The organism is Pseudomonas massiliensis, assembly GCF_000826105.1.
GTDB lineage: Bacteria > Pseudomonadota > Gammaproteobacteria > Pseudomonadales > Pseudomonadaceae > Aquipseudomonas > Aquipseudomonas massiliensis.
The window spans coordinates 2,260,883-2,282,581 of record NZ_CCYK01000007.1 but is presented as its reverse complement, the minus strand read 5'-3'; the positions used below and the strand labels follow the sequence as shown (position 1 = coordinate 2,282,581).

33 protein-coding genes and 1 tRNA gene are annotated in these 21,699 nt (G+C 61.2%); 10 read left to right on the top strand and 24 right to left on the bottom strand.

The window, feature by feature from the left end:
* Positions 1–59: 59 nt before the first annotated feature.
* The 6 genes from BN1188_RS21250 to cysG all read left to right on the top strand — a co-directional run bounded on the left by BN1188_RS21250 (position 60) and on the right by cysG (position 7,815).
* On the top strand, positions 60–2,693 hold the full coding sequence (locus tag BN1188_RS21250; RefSeq protein WP_040263781.1) for a DNA translocase FtsK: 2,634 nt from the start codon (positions 60–62) through the stop codon (positions 2,691–2,693).
* A 49-nt stretch (positions 2,694–2,742) separates the two neighbouring features.
* On the top strand, positions 2,743–3,366 hold the full coding sequence (gene lolA / locus BN1188_RS21245; protein ID WP_040263779.1) for an outer membrane lipoprotein periplasmic chaperone LolA: 624 nt from the start codon (positions 2,743–2,745) through the stop codon (positions 3,364–3,366).
* 63 nt (positions 3,367–3,429) lie between these two features.
* Positions 3,430–4,755, top strand: coding sequence for a replication-associated recombination protein A (locus BN1188_RS21240; protein WP_040263777.1), 1,326 nt, complete (start codon positions 3,430–3,432; stop codon positions 4,753–4,755).
* On the top strand, positions 4,752–5,126 hold the full coding sequence (crcB, locus tag BN1188_RS21235) for a fluoride efflux transporter CrcB (protein ID WP_040263775.1): 375 nt from the start codon (positions 4,752–4,754) through the stop codon (positions 5,124–5,126). Before BN1188_RS21240 ends, crcB begins: the two co-directional genes overlap by 4 nt.
* 16 nt (positions 5,127–5,142) lie before the next feature.
* Complete coding sequence (serS, locus tag BN1188_RS21230; protein ID WP_040263774.1) at positions 5,143–6,423, top strand: serine--tRNA ligase; 1,281 nt, start codon at positions 5,143–5,145, stop codon at positions 6,421–6,423.
* Positions 6,424–7,815 (top strand): siroheme synthase CysG, encoded by a 1,392-nt coding sequence (cysG, locus tag BN1188_RS21225; RefSeq protein ID WP_040263772.1) that lies wholly within the window; start codon positions 6,424–6,426, stop codon positions 7,813–7,815. It abuts the gene before it with no gap.
* An 11-nt stretch (positions 7,816–7,826) separates the two neighbouring features.
* Here cysG and BN1188_RS21220 read toward each other — a convergent pair whose 3' ends face one another.
* From BN1188_RS21220 to BN1188_RS21195, 6 genes are all read right to left on the bottom strand, one after another.
* Complete coding sequence (locus BN1188_RS21220; RefSeq protein ID WP_040263770.1) at positions 7,827–8,828, bottom strand: glycosyl transferase family protein; 1,002 nt, start codon at positions 8,826–8,828, stop codon at positions 7,827–7,829.
* Entirely contained in the window at positions 8,825–9,166 is a 342-nt protein-coding gene (locus BN1188_RS21215) for a TusE/DsrC/DsvC family sulfur relay protein (protein WP_040263768.1), read from the bottom strand. The genes BN1188_RS21220 and BN1188_RS21215 overlap by 4 nt, the downstream gene beginning before the upstream one ends.
* Positions 9,157–9,450, bottom strand: coding sequence for a sulfurtransferase complex subunit TusB (tusB, locus tag BN1188_RS21210; RefSeq protein ID WP_040263766.1), 294 nt, complete (start codon positions 9,448–9,450; stop codon positions 9,157–9,159). The genes BN1188_RS21215 and tusB overlap by 10 nt, the downstream gene beginning before the upstream one ends.
* On the bottom strand, positions 9,450–9,809 hold the full coding sequence (gene tusC / locus BN1188_RS21205; protein WP_040263764.1) for a sulfurtransferase complex subunit TusC: 360 nt from the start codon (positions 9,807–9,809) through the stop codon (positions 9,450–9,452). Before tusC ends, tusB begins: the two co-directional genes overlap by 1 nt.
* A gap of 1 nt (position 9,810) precedes the next feature.
* Complete coding sequence (tusD, locus tag BN1188_RS21200; RefSeq protein ID WP_040263762.1) at positions 9,811–10,203, bottom strand: sulfurtransferase complex subunit TusD; 393 nt, start codon at positions 10,201–10,203, stop codon at positions 9,811–9,813.
* An 85-nt stretch (positions 10,204–10,288) separates the two neighbouring features.
* Positions 10,289–10,960: a Bax inhibitor-1/YccA family protein gene (locus BN1188_RS21195; RefSeq protein ID WP_040263759.1), complete on the bottom strand. Its 672-nt coding sequence runs from the start codon at positions 10,958–10,960 to the stop codon at positions 10,289–10,291.
* Positions 10,961–11,139: 179 nt separating this feature from the next.
* Here BN1188_RS21195 and BN1188_RS21190 point away from each other — a divergent pair.
* Positions 11,140–11,227, top strand: a tRNA-Ser gene (locus BN1188_RS21190).
* Between the two features lie 109 nt (positions 11,228–11,336).
* On the opposite strand, the gene BN1188_RS21185 is transcribed toward BN1188_RS21190, so the two are convergent.
* From BN1188_RS21185 to BN1188_RS21105, 18 genes are all read right to left on the bottom strand, one after another.
* Positions 11,337–12,389 (bottom strand): tyrosine-type recombinase/integrase, encoded by a 1,053-nt coding sequence (locus BN1188_RS21185; protein ID WP_040263758.1) that lies wholly within the window; start codon positions 12,387–12,389, stop codon positions 11,337–11,339.
* A 2-nt stretch (positions 12,390–12,391) separates the two neighbouring features.
* On the bottom strand, positions 12,392–12,634 hold the full coding sequence (locus BN1188_RS21180; RefSeq protein ID WP_040263756.1) for a DUF4224 domain-containing protein: 243 nt from the start codon (positions 12,632–12,634) through the stop codon (positions 12,392–12,394).
* 35 nt (positions 12,635–12,669) lie between these two features.
* The gene (locus BN1188_RS21175) at positions 12,670–13,008 is read right to left on the bottom strand and encodes a hypothetical protein (RefSeq protein ID WP_040263754.1); all 339 of its coding nucleotides are present in this window, start codon (positions 13,006–13,008) and stop codon (positions 12,670–12,672) included.
* 47 nt (positions 13,009–13,055) lie between these two features.
* Positions 13,056–13,538, bottom strand: coding sequence for a hypothetical protein (locus BN1188_RS21170; protein WP_040263752.1), 483 nt, complete (start codon positions 13,536–13,538; stop codon positions 13,056–13,058).
* 220 nt (positions 13,539–13,758) lie between these two features.
* Positions 13,759–14,121 (bottom strand): hypothetical protein, encoded by a 363-nt coding sequence (locus tag BN1188_RS21165; RefSeq protein ID WP_052469434.1) that lies wholly within the window; start codon positions 14,119–14,121, stop codon positions 13,759–13,761.
* 58 nt (positions 14,122–14,179) lie between these two features.
* Complete coding sequence (locus tag BN1188_RS21670) at positions 14,180–14,332, bottom strand: hypothetical protein (RefSeq protein ID WP_157395830.1); 153 nt, start codon at positions 14,330–14,332, stop codon at positions 14,180–14,182.
* Between the two features lie 95 nt (positions 14,333–14,427).
* Positions 14,428–14,925: a siphovirus Gp157 family protein gene (locus BN1188_RS21160; RefSeq protein ID WP_040263750.1), complete on the bottom strand. Its 498-nt coding sequence runs from the start codon at positions 14,923–14,925 to the stop codon at positions 14,428–14,430.
* Entirely contained in the window at positions 14,922–15,650 is a 729-nt protein-coding gene (locus BN1188_RS21155; RefSeq protein ID WP_040263747.1) for a hypothetical protein, read from the bottom strand. Before BN1188_RS21155 ends, BN1188_RS21160 begins: the two co-directional genes overlap by 4 nt.
* Before the next feature lie 166 nt (positions 15,651–15,816).
* A complete protein-coding gene (locus BN1188_RS21150) occupies positions 15,817–16,149 on the bottom strand; it encodes a hypothetical protein (RefSeq protein WP_040263745.1) in 333 nt (110 codons plus the stop codon).
* Complete coding sequence (locus BN1188_RS21145; protein ID WP_040263744.1) at positions 16,142–16,339, bottom strand: hypothetical protein; 198 nt, start codon at positions 16,337–16,339, stop codon at positions 16,142–16,144. The genes BN1188_RS21150 and BN1188_RS21145 overlap by 8 nt, the downstream gene beginning before the upstream one ends.
* Positions 16,336–16,665, bottom strand: a complete 330-nt coding sequence (locus BN1188_RS21140; protein WP_040263742.1) for a hypothetical protein — start codon at positions 16,663–16,665, stop codon at positions 16,336–16,338. Before BN1188_RS21140 ends, BN1188_RS21145 begins: the two co-directional genes overlap by 4 nt.
* Positions 16,662–16,856, bottom strand: a complete 195-nt coding sequence (locus BN1188_RS21135; protein WP_040263740.1) for a hypothetical protein — start codon at positions 16,854–16,856, stop codon at positions 16,662–16,664. Before BN1188_RS21135 ends, BN1188_RS21140 begins: the two co-directional genes overlap by 4 nt.
* A complete protein-coding gene (locus BN1188_RS21130) occupies positions 16,853–17,263 on the bottom strand; it encodes a hypothetical protein (protein ID WP_040263738.1) in 411 nt (136 codons plus the stop codon). The genes BN1188_RS21135 and BN1188_RS21130 overlap by 4 nt, the downstream gene beginning before the upstream one ends.
* 149 nt (positions 17,264–17,412) lie before the next feature.
* Positions 17,413–17,685 (bottom strand): hypothetical protein, encoded by a 273-nt coding sequence (locus BN1188_RS21125; protein WP_187375340.1) that lies wholly within the window; start codon positions 17,683–17,685, stop codon positions 17,413–17,415.
* Between the two features lie 68 nt (positions 17,686–17,753).
* Positions 17,754–18,011 (bottom strand): hypothetical protein, encoded by a 258-nt coding sequence (locus tag BN1188_RS21120; protein WP_040263734.1) that lies wholly within the window; start codon positions 18,009–18,011, stop codon positions 17,754–17,756.
* A 461-nt stretch (positions 18,012–18,472) separates the two neighbouring features.
* On the bottom strand, positions 18,473–19,225 hold the full coding sequence (locus BN1188_RS21115; protein WP_040263733.1) for a DUF1828 domain-containing protein: 753 nt from the start codon (positions 19,223–19,225) through the stop codon (positions 18,473–18,475).
* A gap of 2 nt (positions 19,226–19,227) precedes the next feature.
* On the bottom strand, positions 19,228–19,719 hold the full coding sequence (locus BN1188_RS21110; protein WP_040263731.1) for a hypothetical protein: 492 nt from the start codon (positions 19,717–19,719) through the stop codon (positions 19,228–19,230).
* Between the two features lie 65 nt (positions 19,720–19,784).
* The gene (locus BN1188_RS21105; protein ID WP_040263729.1) at positions 19,785–20,480 is read right to left on the bottom strand and encodes a helix-turn-helix domain-containing protein; all 696 of its coding nucleotides are present in this window, start codon (positions 20,478–20,480) and stop codon (positions 19,785–19,787) included.
* 104 nt (positions 20,481–20,584) lie between these two features.
* Between BN1188_RS21105 and BN1188_RS21100 the strand changes: the two genes are divergently transcribed.
* The 3 genes from BN1188_RS21100 to BN1188_RS21085 all read left to right on the top strand — a co-directional run bounded on the left by BN1188_RS21100 (position 20,585) and on the right by BN1188_RS21085 (position 21,698).
* Positions 20,585–20,800, top strand: coding sequence for a helix-turn-helix transcriptional regulator (locus BN1188_RS21100; protein WP_040263727.1), 216 nt, complete (start codon positions 20,585–20,587; stop codon positions 20,798–20,800).
* A 41-nt stretch (positions 20,801–20,841) separates the two neighbouring features.
* Positions 20,842–21,054, top strand: a complete 213-nt coding sequence (locus BN1188_RS21095) for a hypothetical protein (protein WP_040263725.1) — start codon at positions 20,842–20,844, stop codon at positions 21,052–21,054.
* 326 nt (positions 21,055–21,380) lie between these two features.
* Positions 21,381–21,698 carry a hypothetical protein gene (locus tag BN1188_RS21085; RefSeq protein WP_325062749.1) on the top strand — a complete coding sequence of 106 codons (318 nt, stop codon included), beginning with the start codon at positions 21,381–21,383 and terminating at the stop codon, positions 21,696–21,698.
* The last annotated feature ends 1 nt before the right edge of the window (position 21,699 follow it).

Genomic DNA, 21,699 nt, shown 5'->3' with positions numbered 1-21,699 from the left:
ACGGAACCGGCCGCGATACAGTCCCTGGGTCGCGCGCACCGCGCAGGAAAGAACGCGTTTTGAAGAAGTCTACCGCTAAACCCGTCCCCGTCCCTCTCTGGCGGCAACAGCTGCACTACCGCTTGAAAGAGGGCGCTCTCATTGCCATGGCGGCGCTGTGCCTTTACCTCTGGATGGCCTTGCTGAGCTACGACCAGGGCGATCCGGGCTGGAGCCACACGGGCACCAGCGTCGGCCAGGTCCAGAACGCCGCTGGGCGCGCCGGTGCCTACGCCGCGGACATCCTGTTCATGGTGCTGGGGTACTTTGCCTACATATTCCCGCTGCTGTTGGGCGTCAAAGCCTGGCAGATCTTCCGCGAGCGCCATCAGCCATGGCAGTGGAGCGGCTGGCTGTTCTCCTGGCGGCTGATCGGCCTGGTGTTCCTGGTGCTATCCGGGGCGGCGCTGGCACATCTGCACTTCCATTCCGCCGCCAGCCTGCCGGCCTCCGCCGGCGGCGCCCTGGGCGAAAGCCTTGGGGACCTGGCCCGCAACGCCCTCAACGTCCAGGGCAGTACGCTGCTGTTCATCGCGCTTTTCCTGTTCGGGCTCACCGTATTCACGGATCTTTCCTGGTTTGCGGTCATGGACACCACGGGCAAGATCACCCTGGACCTCTTCGAACTGGTCACGGGCGCGGCCAGCCGCTGGTGGGCGGCGCGTAGCGAGCAAAGACGCCTGGTGGCGCGCCTGCGAGACGATGAGCCCGTGCATGTGGAAGCACCGCCGCCCCGCAAGGAAACTCGTGTGGAACCACGCAGCGAGGCCCGGACGCAACCGGTAGCGGTGCGGCAGGAACCGGTCTTCGGCGGTGAGGTGGTGGCGCCAGCGGCCGCGGTGTCCACCCCGGCATTCGCCATGGCAGGCGCGCCGGCGATCGCTCGGGCCAGGGTGCCCGAGGTCGCTCTGCGCATGCCGTGGGACGACGAGGATGAGCTGGAAAGCTTCTCTGCCCTGGACGCGGAAGTGCCCAGCGAGGCGCCCCGGCTGGCGGCCGTGCGCCCTGTTGCCCAGGTGTCCGCGCCGGCGATGCCACCTATCATCGCGCCTGCCGCGCAAGCTCCGGCTGTGCCGGTCCCGGCTCCGAAGGCTGAACCCGTGCGGCGTCTGTTTCCGGAAAAGCCGGAGCCACCGATGGTGGATGCGGCGCTGGAAGGCACCATCCCCCCGTTATCGATCCTCGATCCGGTGCAAAAGAAGCAGGTCCAGTATTCGCCCGAATCCCTGGCGGGTGTCGGCCAGCTGCTCGAAATCAAGCTCAAGGAATTCGGCGTCGAGGTTACGGTAGACTCCATCCACCCGGGGCCTGTCATTACGCGCTATGAGATTCAGCCCGCCGCGGGGGTCAAGGTCAGCCGCATTTCCAATCTGGCCAAGGACCTGGCGCGCTCGCTCGCTGTCACCAGCGTTCGCGTGGTGGAAGTGATTCCGGGCAAGACCACGGTGGGCATCGAGATTCCCAACGAAGACCGCCAGATCGTCCGTTTCTCCGAAGTGCTTTCCACGCCGCAGTATGATGAGGCGCAATCGCCGGTGGCCCTGGCCCTCGGTCACGACATCGGCGGCAAGCCGGTGATCACCGACCTGGCCAAGATGCCCCACCTGCTGGTCGCCGGTACCACCGGCTCCGGCAAGTCCGTGGGGGTGAACGCAATGATCCTGTCGATCCTGTTCAAGTCCACGCCACAGGATGCGCGGTTGATCATGATCGACCCGAAGATGCTGGAACTGTCCATCTACGAAGGCATCCCGCACCTGCTGTGCCCGGTAGTGACGGACATGAAGGACGCCGCCAACGCCCTGCGCTGGAGCGTGGCGGAGATGGAGCGCCGCTACAAGCTGATGGCGGCCATGGGCGTGCGCAACCTGGCCGGCTTCAACCGCAAGGTCAAGGAGGCTCAGGAAGCGGGCCATCCGCTGGGTGACCCGCTCTACCGGCGCGAGAGCATGGAAGACGAAGCGCCACTGCTCAATACCCTGCCCACCATCGTGGTTGTGGTCGATGAATTCGCCGACATGATGATGATCGTGGGCAAGAAGGTCGAAGAGCTTATCGCCCGTATCGCCCAGAAGGCCCGTGCCGCCGGCATCCACCTGATCCTGGCCACCCAGCGCCCGTCGGTGGACGTGATCACCGGCCTGATCAAGGCAAACATTCCCACTCGCATGGCGTTCCAGGTGTCCAGCAAGATCGACTCGCGGACCATCATCGATCAGGGCGGCGCCGAGCAGTTGCTAGGCCACGGTGACATGCTGTACATGCCGCCCGGTACCAGCCTGCCGATTCGCGTTCACGGCGCGTTCGTTTCCGATGACGAAGTGCACCGCGTGGTGGAAGCCTGGAAGATGCGTGGCTCGCCTGACTACAACGACGATATTCTCAACGGGGTAGAGGAAGGCAGTGGCGGCAGCTACGAAGGCGGCGGTGGCGGCGACGGCGAAGACAGCGAAAGCGATGCGCTCTATGACGAAGCCGTGGCTTTCGTATTGGAGAGCCGCAGGGCCTCCATTTCCTCGGTGCAGAGAAAATTGAAGATTGGCTACAACCGGGCGGCGCGCATGATCGAGGCCATGGAAATGGCGGGTGTGGTCACTCCCATGAACAGCAACGGCAGCCGCGATGTGATCGCGCCGGGCCCGGCGCGGGACTAAAACGCCGGCGTCCGACGCCGCCGGCTGGCTTTCTGACTAGAGGATTATCATGCGCCTGATTCGCATGTTGTTGGTGTCCGCGCTGGCCTTGGCCAGCGCTTCCGTGGTGGCCGATGAGCAGGCGGTGAAGTCCCTGACCCAGCTGCTGGAGAAGTCGCAAACCCTCACCGGGCGCTTCTCCCAGCTCACCCTGGACGCAGGCGGTACTCAATTGCAGGAAACCAGCGGCGAGATGACCTTGCAGCGCCCTGGGCTCTTCAATTGGCACACCGATGCGCCGCAGGAGCAGTTGATGGTGTCCGACGGCCAGAAGGTATCCCTCTGGGACCCGGACCTGGAACAGGTGACTATCAAGAAGCTGGACCAGCGCCTGACCCAGACGCCCGCCTTGCTGCTCTCCGGTGACGTGTCCAAGATCAGCCAGAGCTTCGACATCACCGCCAAGCAGGCAGGCGATGTGATGGACTTCGTGCTCAAGCCGAAAACCAATGACACGCTCTTCGACTCCCTGCGCTTGTCATTCCGGCGGGGCTTGATCAATGACATGCAGTTGATCGACAGCGTCGGCCAGCGCACCAATATCCTGTTCATGGGCGTGAAGGCCAACGAGCCGGTACCGGCCAGCAAGTTTACGTTCGCCATCCCCAAGGGCGCCGACGTCATCCAGGAATAAGGCCTCGCCGTCCTGATCCCCAAGGGCGCCGACGTCATCCAGGAATAAGGCCTCGCCGTCCTGATGGACCTGTTCAGTTCCGCCCCACCCGCCCAGCCCCTGGCGGCGAGGCTGCGCGCCAGTACGCTTGATGAATACGTGGGCCAGGATCACCTCCTTGCCCGCGGCAAGCCCCTACGCGAGGCGCTGGAACAGGGCGCGCTGCATTCAATGATCTTCTGGGGGCCGCCCGGGGTGGGCAAGACCACCCTGGCCCAGCTGTTGGCCAAGGTTTCCGATGCCCATTTCGTCACCGTCTCCGCGGTGCTGGCCGGGGTGAAGGAGATCCGCCAGGCGGTGGAGGTCGCCCGTCAGCAGGCCGCGCAATACGGTCGACGCACCCTGCTGTTCGTGGATGAGGTTCACCGATTCAACAAGTCTCAGCAGGATGCCTTCCTGCCTTTCGTCGAAGACGGCACCCTGATCTTCGTGGGCGCTACCACCGAAAACCCCTCCTTTGAACTCAACAATGCTTTGCTGTCCCGGGCCCGGGTGTATGTGCTCAAGAGTCTCGACGAAGCCGCCATGCGCCAGCTGGTGCAGCGTGCCCTGAATGAACCCCGTGGCCTGGGGGAGCGTCGGCTGAGTCTGGAGGAGGGCGCTTTCGCCATGCTCATGGCGGCCGCCGACGGTGACGGCCGTCGCTTGTTGAACCTGCTGGAAAATGCATCCGACCTGGTCGAAGACGGCCAGGCAATCACCGTAGAACTGCTGCAAAGCCTGCTCGGCGACACCCTCCGCCGATTCGACAAGGGCGGGGAGGCTTTCTACGATCAGATCTCCGCCTTGCACAAATCCGTGCGCGGCTCCAACCCAGACGGCGCGCTCTATTGGTATGCGCGGATGCTCGACGGCGGTTGCGACCCGCTTTACATTGCACGGCGCGTGGTACGCATGGCCAGCGAAGACATAGGCAACGCGGACCCTCGCGCCCTGGCGCTTTGCCTTTCCGCCTGGGATGTACAGGAACGGCTCGGCAGCCCGGAGGGTGAATTGGCGGTGGCCCAGGCCCTCGTCTATCTGGCGTGCGCGCCCAAGAGCAACGCTGTCTACACCGCGTTCAAGGCCGCCAAGGCCGATGCCGCTGGCCTGGGCTCACTGGAAGTGCCGCTTCACTTGCGCAACGCGCCTACCAGGCTGATGAAGAACCTGGGCTATGGCGACGAATACCGCTATGCGCATGACGAGCCGGACGCTTATGCCGCGGGTGAAGACTACTTCCCCGAAGGTATGGCACCACGGCATTATTATCAGCCCGTGCCGCGTGGTCTGGAACTGAAGATCGGCGAAAAACTCAAGCACTTGGCGGAACTGGACCGGGCCAGCCCCTTGCAGCGGAGGAAATCGTGATTCCCACAGTGGTATCGGTGGCCGTGTTCGGCATTTTTGGCGGATTGCTCCGGTTCGCCACGGGTACCTGGGTGACCGCCAACTACCCGCGACATTATTACCTGGCAACCCTGGCGGTGAACCTCGTGGGCTGTCTGATCATTGGCTATCTTTACGGGGCTTTTCTGGCGCGTCCGGACGCGCCGCTGTACCTCAAGGCTGGCCTGGTCGTCGGCTTCGTCGGCGGCCTGACCACCTTTTCATCCTTTTCCCTGGACACCCTGCGGCTGCTGGAAAGCGGCCAGGCACCCTTGGCCTTCGGCTATGCCGCTGCCAGTGTCCTTGGCGGCCTGCTCGCGACCTGGGCTGGCCTGTACTTGACCAAACTCTGAACAACGAGAGAACCCAATGCTCGATTCGAAACTGTTACGCGGCCAACTGCAAGACGTTGCCGAGCGCCTGGCCACCCGTGGCTTCACGCTCGACGTCGCCCGCATCGAAGCCCTGGAGGCCCAGCGCAAGGTGGTGCAGACCCGCACCGAACAACTGCAGGCCGAGCGCAACAGTCGTTCCAAATCCATTGGCCAGGCCAAGGCCAAGGGCGAGGACATCGCACCCTTGATGGCGGACGTCGAGCGCATGGCGAACGAACTGGCCCAGGGCAAGGCTGAGCTGGACGACATTCAGGCGCAGCTCGACAGCATCCTCCTGGGCTTGCCCAACCTGCCGGACGCCTCGGTGCCCACAGGCAAGGACGAAGACGACAACGTGGAAGTGCGCCGCTGGGGTACGCCCACCACCTTCGACTTCGAGGTCAAGGATCACGTCGCCCTCGGCGAGCGCTTCGGCTGGCTGGACTTCGAAAGCGCCGCGCGTCTTTCCGGTGCCCGCTTCGCCGTATTGCGCGGTCCTATCGCACGGCTGCACCGGGCGCTGGCGCAGTTCATGATCAACCTGCATGTCAGCGAGCATGGCTACGAGGAAGCCTATACGCCTTACCTGGTGCAAGCACCGGCGCTACAGGGCACCGGTCAGTTGCCGAAGTTCGAGGAAGACCTGTTCAAGATCGCCCGGGCGGGCGAGGCGGATCTTTATCTGATCCCGACCGCGGAAGTTTCCCTTACGAACCTGGTCGCCGATCAGATTCTCGATCCGAAGGCACTGCCGATCAAGCTGGTGGCCCATACGCCCTGCTTCCGCAGCGAGGCGGGCGCCTCCGGGCGCGATACCCGCGGCATGATCCGCCAGCACCAGTTCGACAAGGTCGAGATGGTACAGGTCGTTGAGCCGAGCAAGTCCATGGACGCCCTGGAAAGCTTGACGGCCAACGCGGAGCGTGTGCTTCAGGCCCTGGAACTGCCGTACCGGGTGTTGGCTCTGTGCACCGGCGACATGGGATTCAGCGCGACCAAGACCTATGACCTGGAAGTCTGGGTGCCCAGCCAGGACAAGTACCGGGAAATTTCCTCGTGTTCGAACACTGGCGACTTCCAGGCACGGCGTATGCAAGCCCGCTGGCGCAACCCGGAAACGGGCAAGCCGGAACTGGTGCACACCCTCAATGGTTCCGGTCTAGCGGTGGGGCGTACCTTGGTGGCCATTCTGGAAAACTACCAGCAGGCCGACGGCTCCATCCGTGTGCCCGAGGTGCTCAAACCCTATATGGCTGGCCTCGAGGTAATCGGTTGAATGAATTTCCTGCCGCTGTTTCATAAGCTCACCGGGCGTCCTGTGCTTGTGGTGGGCGGCGGAGAGATCGCGCTGCGCAAGAGTCGCCTGCTTACGGATGCCGGCGCGCGCCTTCGCGTGGTGGCGCCGCAGGTAGATGCCCAGCTGGCGGCCCTGGTGGAGCGTGGCGGCGGTGAAGTCTTCGAGCGCGGATATACCGCGGGAGACCTGAACGGCTGCGCGGTGGTGATTGCCGCCACCGATGATGCACCATTGAATGCCCAGGTATCCGCCGACGCACAAGCGCGGTGCATCCCGGTGAACGTAGTGGATGCACCCGCCCTGTGCACGGTGATCTTCCCGGCTATCGTCGACCGCTCGCCCTTGGTGGTGGCGGTATCCAGCGGTGGGGACGCCCCGGTCTTGGCTCGGCTGATTCGCGCTCGTCTGGAGGCGTGGATACCCGCGGCCTACGGCGAGCTGGCCAAGCTGGCGGCTGGGTTCCGTGACCGGGTCAAGCAGCGCTTCCCCAACGTCAATCAGCGTCGCGCCTTTTGGGAAGAAGTCTTCCAAGGCCCCATCGCGGATCGCCAATTGGCGGGCCGGAGCAGCGAAGCGGCCAGCATGCTGGCCGAGCGGGTAGAAGGGGCACCGCCCCACGCCCCTGGTGAGGTCTATCTGGTCGGGGCGGGCCCGGGCGATCCTGACCTGCTGACGTTCAAGGCCTTGCGCCTCATGCAGCAAGCGGACGTGGTGCTCTATGACCGGCTGGTTGCGCCAGCCATCATCGAACTGTGCCGGCGGGACGCTGAACGCATCTACGTGGGCAAGCGTCGCGCGGATCACGCCGTGCCCCAGGACCAGATCAACCAGCAACTGGTGCGCCTGGCCCAGGAAGGCAAGCGGGTAGTACGCCTGAAGGGGGGCGACCCCTTCATCTTCGGGCGCGGCGGCGAGGAAATCGAAGAACTCGCCGCCCACGGCATTCCCTTCCAGGTAGTGCCGGGTATCACCGCGGCGAGCGGCTGCGCGGCTTATGCCGGCATCCCGTTGACCCATCGGGACTATGCCCAGTCCGTGCGCTTCGTTACTGGTCATCTCAAGGACGGAAGCAGTGACCTGCCCTGGGACGACTTGGTGGCTCCGGCGCAAACGGTGGTGTTCTACATGGGGCTGGTGGGCCTGCCGGCCATCTGCGCGGGCATGATTCGCCATGGCCGCGCGCCGGACACGCCGGCGGCCTTGGTGCAGCAGGGGACGACCGCGCAACAGCGCGTCTTCACCGGCACCCTGGCGGACCTGCCGGATCTGGTGGCTCGCCATGAGGTACATGCGCCTACGCTGGTGATCGTCGGTGAGGTGGTGCAACTGCGGGAGAAACTGGCCTGGTTCGAAGGAGACGCTTCAGCCTGACGCTTCCTGTGTCAGTGGGCCGAGTTCCGTGCTCCCCACCAGGCACGTGCCTTCGCGAAGGCTTCTTCCTGGGGCTTGCCCAGGCCCCGCAAGGCCAGCGCCATGGTGGCGATAGTCGCCAGCTCGCCATAGCGGTCCTCGGCTTCCCCACGCCAGACAGCGTTCAGCTGAGCCGGGTCCAGATAGCCCGGTTTCAGATGACGCTGCGCTGACATCTGTGGCCATTCCTCGTCCCAAGCCTCGCCACCGGCGGTGCCATAAAGGTGGCAGGCCGCATCCGGATTGACTTCCAGCTCTCCACCATCACCCTTGATCACGATGGAAGTGTCACCCAGCAGACGAGCCGCCTCCCGGTGCACGGGCTGGTAGCCAGGGTGGAAGATGCTTTGCAGGCCGCAGCGGGCGCCCAGAGGGTTGAGTACCCGGGCCAGGGAATGAATGGGTGAGCGCAGGCCGAGGGTATTACGCAGGTCGATCATGCGCTGCAATGCCGGTGCCCAATCCGACAGCGGAGCGAAAGCCACCCCTGTGGCATCCAGCGCGGCGCCAACCGCTTGCCAATCGCGACACAGCGATAGATCGAGAGCATCGAGCAAGTGCTCGGTGTACAGCCGTCCCGCCGTATGCGCGCCGCCACCATGAACGAATACCCGCAGCCCATTCTGGCCCAGGCATTTCACCGCCAGCAGGTACCAAGGCAGGTGGCGTTTTTTCCCGGCATAGGAAGGCCAGTCCAGGTCTACATTCAGCGCAGGCGCCTTGACCCGAGCGCGCACGGCCTCGGTGAACCCGGCCAGTTCCTCGGCGCTTTCTTCCTTGTGACGCAACAGCATCAGAAAGGCGCCCAACTGGGTATCTTCCACATCGCCGTCCAATACCATGCCCATGGCGCGGAACGCTTCCTCCCGAGTCAGGGCGCGGGCGCCACGCTTTCCCTTGCCAAGGATGCGGACGAATTCCGCGAAAGGATGTTCAGCAGGAGTGTCCAGGCGAAGCGGTTCAGGTAGGGTCATATGCAATTGGCCGGTTTGGGCAGGCCGGCCAGCTTGGCGGCAAGCTTGGCGGGAGTGCCCTTGAACAGTTGATTGAGGTAGGCACTGTTGCCTTTGTCTGTGCCCAGCATGGTGGCGATGTACTTGACCAGCGGCCGCGTGGCTGGTGACAGCTGGAACTGCGCGTGGAACTGACGCAGCGCATTCAATACCTCAGCATGGGCTGAGGTGAGAACCATGCCTTCGCGTTCGGCCAGCACTGCCGCCACGGCGGGCGACCAGTCAGCCAGGTTTACCAGAAAGCCGTCTTTGTCCAGCAGGATGTCACGGCCTTCGACGTCGATCCTGGTTACAGCCATGTATTCACCCTGTCGTAGGCCAGGCTCAGCTCAACGAAAGCGGGATAGTCCAGCTGTTGGGCTGCTTCGGCCTCCAAGCCCCGCGCCTCACAATCTTCCATCAGGGCGTACAGTTTCGTGGACGAAAGCCTGGCCAGGCGCGCGAAAATTTCCGTTCCTGGGCGCAGGGCTTGCACCGCTTCGCCGCACAGCAGTAGACCGTCGTCAGGGCCAAGCATACGAAGGCAGCTGCCCAACCGGCCGTCAGTGAAAGGCGAAGCCGAAAGTACATGGAGAGTCGCCATCAGAGCGTGATCACCTCGTCGAATCGGTTAAGCAAGGGCGAGATCGCCTCCACTGGCAATACCTGCACAGCCAGTGCCAAGTCCTCCTGGGCCAGGCCGCGCTCGGCAAGGCTGAAGGAGCAAGCGAAAAGCTCATCAACGCCGAACAACGACAAGGCTTGCAGATTGGCGGCCAGGCTTTTTTGCTGGAGGAGCTCCGGACGCTGTTGCGCGGCCAGTTGAAACACGCCGTCATCCAGGAAGAGCATGCCCAGGGGTAAATCGTAGGCGCCCCCGGCGAGTGCTATGTCGAGGGCTTCCCGGGCGAAGAGACCATGCCCAGGCGCGCTGCGGCTGATGACCAGCAAGGATTTGGCCATCTCAGTCTCCTCCAAAACAGATCAAACGGTCAGCATGCTGAGCGGCTTCGTGCAGTTGTCCCAGGCCGGAGAGCTCGATCGGCGGCAGCACCGCGGCGGCAGGGCGTTCCCAGCGGGCGGCTTCCTCGGCATTCAGAACGCCGCGCCGCAAGCCGGCAGCGATACAGACAACGGCGTCCAGCTGTCGCTCAGCGATCAGCGAGCGCCATTGCGCGCCAACGTCCACTTCATCCTGAGGCACTACCAGGCTGGCCGAGGCCGTATGCACGCCCTCACCATAGAAAAAAACACGGACTACGTCATGGCCGGCCGCCAGTGCCGCCTCGGTGAAACGAAGCGCACGCCGCGTAGCTGGGGCATGGGGTGAAGACATCACAGCGATAGCGAATTTCATGACGCTTCCGAGTAACAGAATGCCCTGATTCTAATCGTTCAGGCACAAAAAAGCCCGCCGAAGCGGGCTAGGGGTAAGCAACGTATCAGTCGTCCCGGCCCATCAGGCCGAACAGTTGCAGCAGGCTCACGAACAGGTTGTAGATGGAAACATACAAGCTGACGGTCGCCATGATGTAGTTGCGCTCACCGCCATGAATGATGGCGCTGGTCTGGAACAGGATGCACACGGATGAGAACAGCACGAAGCCCGCGCTGATAGCCAGTTGCAAGCCGCTGATCTGGAAGAACAGGCCCGCCACGGTAGCGCCCAGCAGCACGAAGAAGCCAGCTGTGATGAACCCGGACAGGAAGGACATGTCCTTGCGGGTGATCAGCACATAGGCCGACAGGCCACCGAATACCAGCGCGGTCATGGCGAAAGCGGAACTCACCACCTCGGCGCCACCGGCCATGCCCAGGTAGCGGTTTAGGATAGGCCCGAGGATGAAGCCCATGAAGCCGGTGAGGGCGAAGGTGGAGACGATGCCCCAGACCGAATCCTGCAGCTTGCTGGTGAGGAAGAACAAACCATAGAAGCCGATCAGCACCACGAATACGTTCGGGTAGCGGACGTTCATCTGCTGCGCCGCGAACGCCATCAGGGCGCTGAACGCGAGGGTAAGGGCAAGCAGGCCATAGGTGTTGCGCAGCACTCGGCTGACTTCCAGCTCGGCGCTTTTCGCGCTCTGGCTGAGGGTGTAATCCTGTTCGCGCATGGCGAAACTCCTTTAGGTCGTTGATGAGGCGATTGAACAGGCCTTTCGGCCCGGGGGCAAGCGCCATATCCGCCCCTGAAAGCTTTGGTCGCAAATGAGCATACCAAAGCCAGGCAACAAAGCCAGCGTCAGTGTTTGACAGCGTATTTCATTCCGGTATGATGGCGCCCGCAATACGAGGAGGTGTGGCCGAGTGGTTTAAGGCAGCGGTCTTGAAAACCGCCGATGGGCAACTATCCTAGAGTTCGAATCTCTACGCCTCCGCCATCTTCAAACCCCTGAGAAATCAGGGGTTTTGTGTTTTTGGGGCTGGCGCTTCCGAAGGCCTAAAAAGCAGGCGTTCCAGAATAGAAATGGAACAGTTCCAGAACTCAGCCTATTTCGCCGGCTTGGCGGTGACGCCGACGCGCCGGTAGACCTTCTTAGTGATGTCGCTCTTGGTGTGCCCAAGCAGCAGGCTGGCGTCCTCCAGGTTCTTGATCTCCGATGCGGCTTTCGGCCGAATGTCCCGGAACTGGAAAGCCTGGATGCGCGCTATTAATAGGGTGTCGCCGGCGGCGGTCGCAAGCTCGCTAGCCTTCGCCCTGGCATCATCCCAGCGGCGGCGAAGCATGGGCGCAGTCAGGCGCTTGCCGTGTTTGCTGATGAGCAGGTACTGCGAGGCATGCTCCGCTGTGCGCTTGTCGATCATCTCCACCAGCCGGCCCAGGCTGTTCAGCGAACCATCCTCGTGGCGCATCATGATCCGCAGCTTCTGGCTGGTCTTGTTCTGTTGCACAAGTAGGTAATCGCCCTCGATGTCGTCCCGGCGCATCAGCAGCACGTCCGCTGGGCGCTGTCCGGTCAGGTACGCCAGATCCATGGCTTCCTGCAGCTCCGGCGCCGCGGATTGGTATACGGCTGCCCAGACTGCCTCGTTGGCGTAGTAGTCCCGCGGCGCCTCCTTGTTCTTGCGAACGCCCTGGCAGGGATTCTCCTTGGCAGTGAGCCCCCACTCTCGAGCCATGTTGAAGACGTGCGATAGCGTAGCGATCTCCCGGTTGGCGCGGACCTTTGCCGTCCGTGCGTCCCGGTATTGGGCGATCATCGATGGGCTGATGGCGTCGACAGGGGCAGTGTCGAACACGGCGCGAAGGTGCTTCAGCTCGGCGCGGTTGTCCCGCTGGGTTCGCGCGGCCTTCTTCGGGATAATGTCTCGTTCATATCGGTCGAAGATCGACTTCATGACTTTCAAGTCCGAGGGCTTGTCCCTCGCTTCGAGCTCAGCCCACTTCATGCGGGCCTGATCCAGATCCTTTCCTAGAGGGATGTCTTTCCCTGTCTGGTCGCGGTAATAGTAGGCGACCCAAGTTTTTCCGTTCTTGCGTGTTCTGGTGCGTTGATACATCCGTGGCGGCAAATGCCGATATTCTGTATTCCTGGGCCGCATGCTCAGTTGATTCTCGAAAAGTCAGGTGTCCATGAGGGTTCAGGAAGGGGCGGCGGGCTCACCAGCCCTGGCGTGGGCGCGAGGCCCAACATCAGGCGCATATAGGCACGCCCGACCAAGGGCCGGCCGCCGCGGCTTTCTACAAAGCGCCAGCCGCGATCGCGCAGCCAGCGGCGCTGGTAGTGCCGTTGCTTGTAGCCGGTGACCTCAGCCAGCTCCTCTTCGGAGAGAATTTCAGTCTCCATGGGTATCTCCAGGCCGCCCGGGGCGGCGGTCGGGGTTAGGCGGTGGCCTTGGCGATGGTCGCTTCGAAGCGGGCGGCCAGGTTGGCGTTCACTTCAGCCTTCTCGGCGCTCTCTGCGGTGCCCTTGGCTCGGTGTAGCTCTTCATAGCGGCGCAGTGTTGCGGCGGCCAGGGCCAAGTCGGCGAGCAGATCGGGCGAGGCGGCCATCAACTGAGCATTCTTCTGCTGCTCCCCAAGCTCCATGAAGTCGGCGCCCGTGGCCAAGGCAATTTGTGATTGGCCTTTACCATTGGTGTACTCCCTGACAGGGCCGCCGTGGATGACACCGTGGCGCATCAAAACCCAGGGACCAGGCGTGTGCTTAATTTCGGACATAGCAATACCTCACCCACCGCCACCGGCAGGCTGAATAGGGAAGGGGGTTAGGCTGGGGTGTTGGGAGAGAGGGTGTCGTCGGCCAGGGCGGCATCAATAGCTTCGCAATCTTCATCAGTGCGCGGGCCACGCCATGCCTTACGCAGCAACCCCACCAACTCGGCGTTCTTGGCGCGCAGGGCGCCGATGTCAGTTCGCTGAGAAACGATCGTGTCGGCCAAGTCATTTCGGTGCTTTTCGGATCGTTCCACCTCCGCCTCCAACTCGGCATTCCGCGCAGCCATGCCAGCCACTACCTGGGTACAGGCGTCTAGGCGAACGAGAGGATGCAGAAGCTGCTCAAGCCCGTTAGCGAAGTCATAATCAACATCATCATCTTCGCCGCCGGTAGCGTTCTCCATTCCTTCGCGCAGATACTCTTTCACGTCCTCAGACAGTTCCACCGGCTCCGGCAGCCCCTGTGCCGCCTTGCTCAGCCAGGCTGTGAAGGCGTCTAGGCGAACAAATTTTGACCCAGGCGGCACGGTCATTCGATCTACAAGCCAATCAAGCCCGCGATCAGGGTCAAGCCAAGCCACTGGCTCCAAGGATGGCAACCCTGCCGCCACGGTCGGCGCTATGCACTTCGGGCAAGTCGGGCGAGGCCCGCCCCATAGCTCCTCTGGCCTACAGTCACCGGCCTTCAAGGCTGCCAATTCTTCTTCGCTCGGCTGGCAGCATGGCGCCACGGTCGGCGCGGGCTTATCTTCTTCATGCTGCATAATTCTCAAACCTCTGGATGATGGCTTTGGCAACCTTTTGGTCGCTTTGCTTGGCGGCAATAATTTTGGCTTGCTCTATCTTCTTAGAAACCCAAGCCAAATGCGCTTCTTCCGGGGAATCATAAATTCCCAAGTGAATCTGCACTCCGTCTACGGAGCATCGAGCCGTGTATCTACCATTACGGGTAAGCACGCCTCGCGGCAAGCCGTCCTTCTTTCTTGAGGACGTGTTCGTCAGAAATGAGTTTGTAGCGCCATCAACGAAAACACATGTTTCTGACGAGTAAATCTTGTTACCAGGGAAAAGCAGGTCTTTATCAAGCTCCTTACCTTCCCAATCTTGCTTTTCCATCCATGCCTTGAAATTAGAGAATGTCAGCCATTCCTTCGCTACTTCACATCCTACATAGCTAGGCTATCTTGTTGACCGTGCTGGTATGGAGGTGAACCGCTCTGGCAGCGGCGATCACGCCCAAGTGCCGGTGAGCGCGAATGGTGGCCACCACTTCCGGATCATCCGTGGTGCTGACTAGCGGCCCGGCTGGTGTGCGATCAATCGTCACGATCCGGCCGCCAGATGCGAAGAAGGCAGCCTTAGCTGCCTCCAGTTCGGCCTGCCGTGGCCGCTGCGATGATGTCGTTGGTGCTCATGTACGCCTCACTTAATGCGAATGGAGGACTGACCACGCTCCAGGCGCGCGCCGGGGATTTCTTCGCCAGCCTTCAGCTTGGCGGCAATTGCGGTCTTGTCGGGAGATACGTCGGTCTTCACCCGCATCAGCTCGTCAGGCAGCTGGTCCGGGTCGTCCACGACCACCGATTCGCGACCATTGGCCAGGGTGATGGTGAACAGCGGGCAGCTGATCTTGCTGATGCCCGACGCTTCCATGTTCTCCCGGAGGTATTCCCGAATCTGGTTCTGGCGATTGGTGAGCAGGCGCCTGCGCTCCTGTAGGCGCTCAATCTCGCGGTCCAGCGCATCCGTGTCCGAATCCATGTTCAGGATGATCCGGCTTACGGCCAGGGCCTTGTCGTTGAACTCGGCCTCGATGGCGCCCATGGTGTCGCGGACGGCGATAGCCAGGTCTTCGTCGGCGTTCTCAGCTAGGACAGCCAGCTCCTTGAACTGGCCGGTCAATTCGTAGAGGTGGCTCATGCTGCAGCCTCCTGATTGAAGCGGGGCGTGAGCGTGGCGAGCTCCCGAGCGATCCGCTTGACCCCGGCATCATCCCGGCGCGCTGTGAGGCGGCGGACAGCGGCGTCATGCAGCTTCTTCAGCTCATTCAGCGTCTGGGCGCCCTGCATCGTCTCAACCACCGACTTGATATATTCCAGGCGCTCCTGATTCTGCTTCTCCAGCTCCGCTTCCCGGTCTTCGGCCTGCTCGACCGCCACTTCTTCCTGGCGCTGGGCCACATAATCGCGGTCGTCGAACATGCCCAGGAACACGTCAGCGCTGAAGCCGAGCATCGATAGGGACTTTTTGATGGCATCTGTCAGGGACTTCTTCGGTGCCTCGCCATCAGTGGTGGTGCCATACTTCGACTTGTAGAGGTACGGAGTACATCCGTACTGCTCAATCTCCCCACGCTCGCCGTCCAGCTTGAACCAGAAGGCGATCTTGATCGTGTGGTGCAACTCGAAGCCCAGGCTGACCCGCTTATCGCCCTCGCCGCTGAACATCTCGGCGCCCTTGTCGAAGCGCTCTTCCACGATGTTCCAGCCGAAACCGATGCCCGCGGGCCCGAACACTTCGGTGGCCTTCATGATCATCGCCGTGCCGTTCAGGCTGGTGATGTTCTGGCCGCCGACCTTGGCTTCCTTGGTGAACCTGGTATCGGTCTTCTCGACCTGATCCCAGATCTTCATGTTCATAGACATAGGGGCTCCCTGCGCTTCGCTGAGCGCATACAGAAAGGGAAGGGGAAAGGGGTTTAAGCAGTAACAGACCCGCCCAGGGCGCTGAGCAGCAACCAGAGGCTACAGATCAGCAGGGCCAGGAATGAACCGCGTAGGCGGGCGATGCGCTTGGCGCGTTGGTAGGTGGTCATGGCATGGCCATCCCGATCTCAGCTGCAGCGCGGACGATGGCGCGGCGAGTCATCTGGTAATGGCAAGAGTTTGGCTCAGTAAACTCACACCAGACCTCATCGCCAGCTTCGTCGCAAACATCTACGCCGGTTTCACAGGGCTTTACTTGCAGGCTGAGATCTACTGCCAGCCGCAGCGCATCGCCGTCATTGCGCAGCGGATTCCAGTGCCCGCGCCGCTGCTCATTTGGCGCATATTTGAATGGCCAGTCTTCATTCCTGCATGTGCAAGGAACGATCTGTACGCCAGCCGCCTTAGCCGCCAGCTCCAGCAATTCACGATCATTCATGACGCGCCCTCACAGCCACCCGCTTCCCCTTCAAGGTCACGGACAGCCTTTGCTTCAGGTCCGCGACACGGTGCTCCCTGGGCAGGCCCAGGACTTCGTTTACGGGCAGCGCGAATCCGATCATGGCCATGCTGCGTTCCAGTTGGGCCAGTTGCTCGTCGATAATTGTGGGGTAGGGTGCGGTGGTCATGGCTGTTCTCCCGTGGCTTTGGCAATGGCATAGCGGCCTCTCACCCATGCATCGATCGACTCTGGAGATATGTCCCGGCGATCGCCCATCCAGGCGATACACATTTGCAGAGCCTTCAGCAGATCAGGCGCGGCTTCGATTAGCCGTGCGTCCGGGCCAGGCTTGATCCGGATGGCGGCTTCCGGCAGGTAAGCGCATGGCTCCCAGCGCGAACCGTCCCACCGGGCGACGCCATGTACTGATGGCGTGCGGTAGTAAACCGGCTCGCTTCGAACGCCTTCCTTGAGCGGGAGCAGATGCGTTGCCCCCTCTGGTGCTGTGCTCATGCCGCTCTCCTTACGTCACGCTGTGCAAGGCGCCGGAAGCGCTCGCAGTAGTAGTGGAACTCGTCAGCCTTGATCTGGCCGCCCATGTAGGCATCGATGATCTTCTTCTCGACCATCGCCTCGTAGAACGGGACTGGGCGCTCTTCCAGATCATCCAGATAGCGCCCGATCAGAACGTGGATGCTGTTCATAGCTCGTCGTCCGCGCGGTCCTGCTCAACCCCGGCTTCGGCCAGGTGTTTAACCATGCTCTCGGCGATCTCGTGCAGGACACCCAAGGAGTGATCCGTAGGGCCCAGCAGCCGGCGCGCCATGGCCTGCCGAGCGTTGCCGCACATGGCATCGACTACCAGCTGGGCGAAGTTCAGGTCGTCGTCCTGATCGAGGCGGCAGGTCAGGTGCTCCTGAACCCGCAGCAGGAAGTCCGCGTGCGTCACTGTCGCCACGTGCCAGCCGCGTCGGGACACTTTGATGTCTTCGCCGCGGGCCAGGCGCTCGGCCGCATCGTCGATCCAGCGCTGTAGTGCTTCCTGTTCGGCGCTGTCGTCCGCCGGTTCGGCGTTGTCATAGCGCAGCTGTGCTTTGAGTAGTGCGTTCATGGGCGCCTCCGGGGACGCTGATAAAACCGCAGTGGCCAGACGCCAAGCGCGGGTGACCAGACCCACCGTGAGGTGGCTTGGCGTCTGCCGCTGCGGTCGTAAGTGGGGAAGGGGTGATGCAGATGGCCGGCGAACCGGGGCGGGGTTGTTTACTTGCCTAGAACCGCCTTGGTAACCACTCGCGGGAATTTCTTTTCTCGAATCGCCTTCACCTGGCTATCGGTCAGCATGTCTGCCATGTAGAGGTAGGTGATCGCGTGGTTCAGGCGGTCGAGGCGCTCAGCCTCTTTCGCATCCATTTCCGGAAACTGCTCTGCGAACGGCCTTGCCGCCCAGCCTTGCTCGAATGTGCCTGGCATTGATATGCCCTCCAGGGCTCCTGTGGATTTCCAAAACGCCCGGTCGCCCAGGCGCTTCAGCAAATCGTTCGGTCTCTCAGGCCCGGCTCGCTCACACCGGCTCACGCTTCCCCCTCGATTGGGCATGCGTGCTATTTGGTAGCCAGCCACGCCGCCAGGCGGGTCATCACTGACCGCTGGTTGTACCCGTTGTCGTCTTTGCGCGGCACGACGTTTGGAAGTGCATCACAGAAGGCGTGCACGTCCTCGATTTCCTTTGTAGCTTCAATGGCGCGTGCCTGGTGATAGCTGATGGTGCCTTTTGTACTCTCCAGCTCCTTGGTCAGCTTGGCGATTGCCTCATTGGCCTGTTTAAGCAGGGTGCTTGCGGCGGGTTTGCGGGTTGCCATGTTCTTGCCCTCCGGGGCGATTTATTTCCCTGATACCCCTCGCGAGAAGGGCATCGAGGAAATCTGTCCCTCATTACCGCCAGGGTGGCGGGGCGCATTGCTTGCCGGGTCATTCGCGCGGTTCGAGCGTTTCGCTCTCGATCAGCCGTCCAGGTTGTTCCTGTCGTGGGCAGGCTTTCGGGCCTGTCTGATCGCCGGTCGCCGGTAGAGGCAATGCGGTCTGTTGGGTGTTGCGTCGAGTTGTATAAAGAGCGAGGGCCTTTTGAGGGCCTGCCACATCGCTGCGGCATGGACGTAATATCACGCATCGTGTTTATCCCTGTCAACACATACTGTGATTATTTTATCACGGGCACAAAAAAGCCCGCTCAGTGGCGGGCTTGGGTCAGGCAGGCAGGATCAGAGGGCAAAAGAAAACCCGCCGGGGCGGGCTTTATGTGTGCGGAGCTGGTGTCCTTCTTTCAGTGCATCGAGGCGCCATAGTGCTGTTGGAAGTCACTGAACAAGATGGTCGAGGCCAGACCCCCAAGCACGGATAGCTCATCCTCAGCTTTTTTCCGTTTTCCGGCGCGGTCATCAACGATGAACAAGATGTCGGCTGGGTCTTCAATTTTACTAATCAATACTGCCTTTCTGAGCTTCGGGTTGACGGATTGAGGTATGGGAGCTACCGCGTCGATATAGGTATCGCCCCATAAGAAGTCGAATGACATTTCCACTTTGCCCACCTGGAGAGAGGCATTGCGAATCAGCTTCCGACCAGGCGCCTTCGCCCTTAAAAGGAGCTCAATTTCGTCAGTGAGCGAGAAGTCAGTATCGCCCTCGGCAGATCGTTCCTCCTCCCATGCCAGCACCGCAGCCATCAATCGAAGGATTTGTGCGCCCCATACATTCAGATCGGTCGCCGGGAAGGTAGCTTCGAAGGCGCCCGAATCAGATAGAGTAAAACCGAATTTCAGGCCAAGGTTATCCAGGCCTCTCCAGTTTCTCTTGTCTGACAGTGGGTAGCCAATTGATCTGAGGGCGAAAAGCGTCACGCCATCATCTGTGAATTCCACGAGGCTTCCACGCTCAATCAGGTAGAAGTCGAGAGGTTTCCCGCCGGGAAGCGTGATCGGGGTGCTTATGTAGGTCGCGGGACCACTACCGGCATCAATGATCTGACAATGCCAGCCAGCCCTGGTGAAAAAATTTCCACATCCGAGTGCGCACATGGCTATTGTCCAAAAAGATCATGACCGAACGGTGGAACGATAGACATCCGCTCACTCTGGATTCTAGCGTGGCGCACAAAGCGGTCAACCCACCCCTGCTCAGCGGGGCCGGTAATTGAAGACCTGACCTCTCGGGTGATCTCGTCAAGCCTGTAGTCGCCAAGGTGGATATGCGGGCCAAACAGGGGAGTGCCGTCTTTGTACCTATGCGATCTCTGGTGAGAGGGCCATATCTCAAGCATAAATACCCGGTGCCGCTCCTTGCCCTCCTTGTGCATAAGCCCGTAAGTCACCCTATCACCCATCCGGCCGGCCTGGAATTCGCCTTTGAAGTAGAGATGAGGAATGGTGACGCGGCGCTCATCAAGAAGAAGGCTTGTAGCCTCCTTCCATCCACTATGGCTTGGCTTTTCCGCCCATTCTATATCTTCGGCTATGAACTTGATCTGCCTGCACCACTTGCGGCAGTCGTCAAGCCACGTTTCTTTAATCATTCGTCAACATCCCTGCCTAAAATGTCACCCCTTGCGCGGTTACTACCAACCCAAAGCGCCCCGCCTCACCCCAATACCGCCCGCGGCCACTTGGCATCCACAACCTTGCCCACGATCACCCAGGTGTCGTCCACCTCAACGGTGGGGAAGGCTGGGTTCAATGGCTTCAAGTAGGCCTTGCCGGAATCCCAGATGTACTGCTTGAAGGTCGCTTCGTCGGTATCGACCAGCTTGGCCACCACGTAATTTCCGGGTTCCACGTCGAAACCCGGCGCCACCAGGATGACCATGCCTTCGATGAAGGAGATACCCCCCTGGGCAGTCATAGACGGCCCCCTGACCTTCAGCCAGAACCCATGCTCGCCGGCCCAGGCATCAGAGGGGTGCATTTCACATGTGGCGATATTCGACAGCTCTACTGCTTCCACGGGCATCCCAGCCTGAACCCAACTGATTTCGGGGTATTCGTAATAGCGCACCGGGCCCGGCGCGGGCTCGATGTTCCGGTCCACCTGGTAGGTAGCGCCGCTCTCCCTGACTTTATGGCCCGACTTCTCGCCAGACACGACCAGCTGCAGCACCGATATGCCAAGCACGCCAGCGATGGTTTCTAGGTCGGCAAAGGAGGGCTCGCGAGCGTCCGTTTCGTAGTTACCCACACGCGACTGCGACTTCCAGCCGCACGCTTCCGCTAGCTGCGCCTGCGAAAGGCGCGCTGCTTTCCTGAGTTTTTTAAGGCGTTGCCCAAAGGTCTCGTTCATGCGCGGGATTCAATCACGGATTGAAATGCCCGGCTTTCACTTATTGTGATTGATTTAAACACAATCTGTGTTTTATCCTTCTGGCATCTATGGAGGAAAACCCGATGAACCGAGTCCGAACGATCCGCGAAGAGGCTGGCGTAACGCAGGCAGCGCTGCGCCGGGCGCTCGGCTGGAACCAGTCACGCTTGGCCAACTATGAGTCAGGCCTTCGCCTGCCTGGGCTCAACGAAGCCAGGGAGATCGTAGGTGCGCTGAACAGCCTCGGCGTGAAGTGCGACCTAGACGATGCGTTCCCTCCAGCTAAATCAGCCGCTTAACCCTACCTATTCCTTTATCAGCAGTAAGGAGCACCACCCGAATGGCCTTCGATAACCCTGCCCACAAGCGCAGCGAAGTAATTAAGACCCGCCACAAGCCGGAAGAAGCGCGGAAGTTACGCATGGAAGCCCGCATGGCCGGCATGCAGCTCGCGACCTATGTGTACGAACTGGCAAACCTAGCTCGCAGCCTGGGTGCTGCCGATCTTCTTCGCGAAATGCACGGTGCCAGCTCGCAGGATAAATCGGCTTAAGACCCCTATGGAGGGCCTATGCCTGAAACGACATTCGAAATGTTGCCGCCAGAGGTTCAGGAGGAGGTTCGACAGGTAAGTGTTGACCTTGGATGGAGCCTTTGCCGAGCGACAGACGAGTACCTGGAGATGGGCAAGTCGTTAGCGATTCAAGCCCAGCTCAAGCAGATGAAGCGCAAGGCACCAGTGCTCGCGCTAGCAGGACACAAAAAGGGCCTCGATCGGGGCTAATTGTGGAACAGAAGGGGCTAACGCTTTCTTCGGGACGAAAAAAAGCCGGGGTAGTGACCCGGCTCTCTTAACAACCATATGCAGGGCCCAAGTATATGCAAATCCAGACACAAGGCAATACCCAGCAGTTCGCGCCACAAAACGACGGCTTTCAAAACGTGGCGCGCACAGTTTCCATGAGCAGCCTAGAGCTGGTTGACTTCATCAACACCCCGAGTCACCAGCCGCTCATTCAACCGGTAGCGGGGCCATGGCCTACCTATAGCCAGTGCCGCCACCTTCCCGAACAAGACCGCTGGCAGATCTATGAGTCGGCCAAGGCCTACCGCCGGATGCTGGAAGACACCGGCTTCCTGATGGCTGAAACCTACGACCAATTCATCAAGCGCGTCACCGACGAGCTGGAGATCTGAG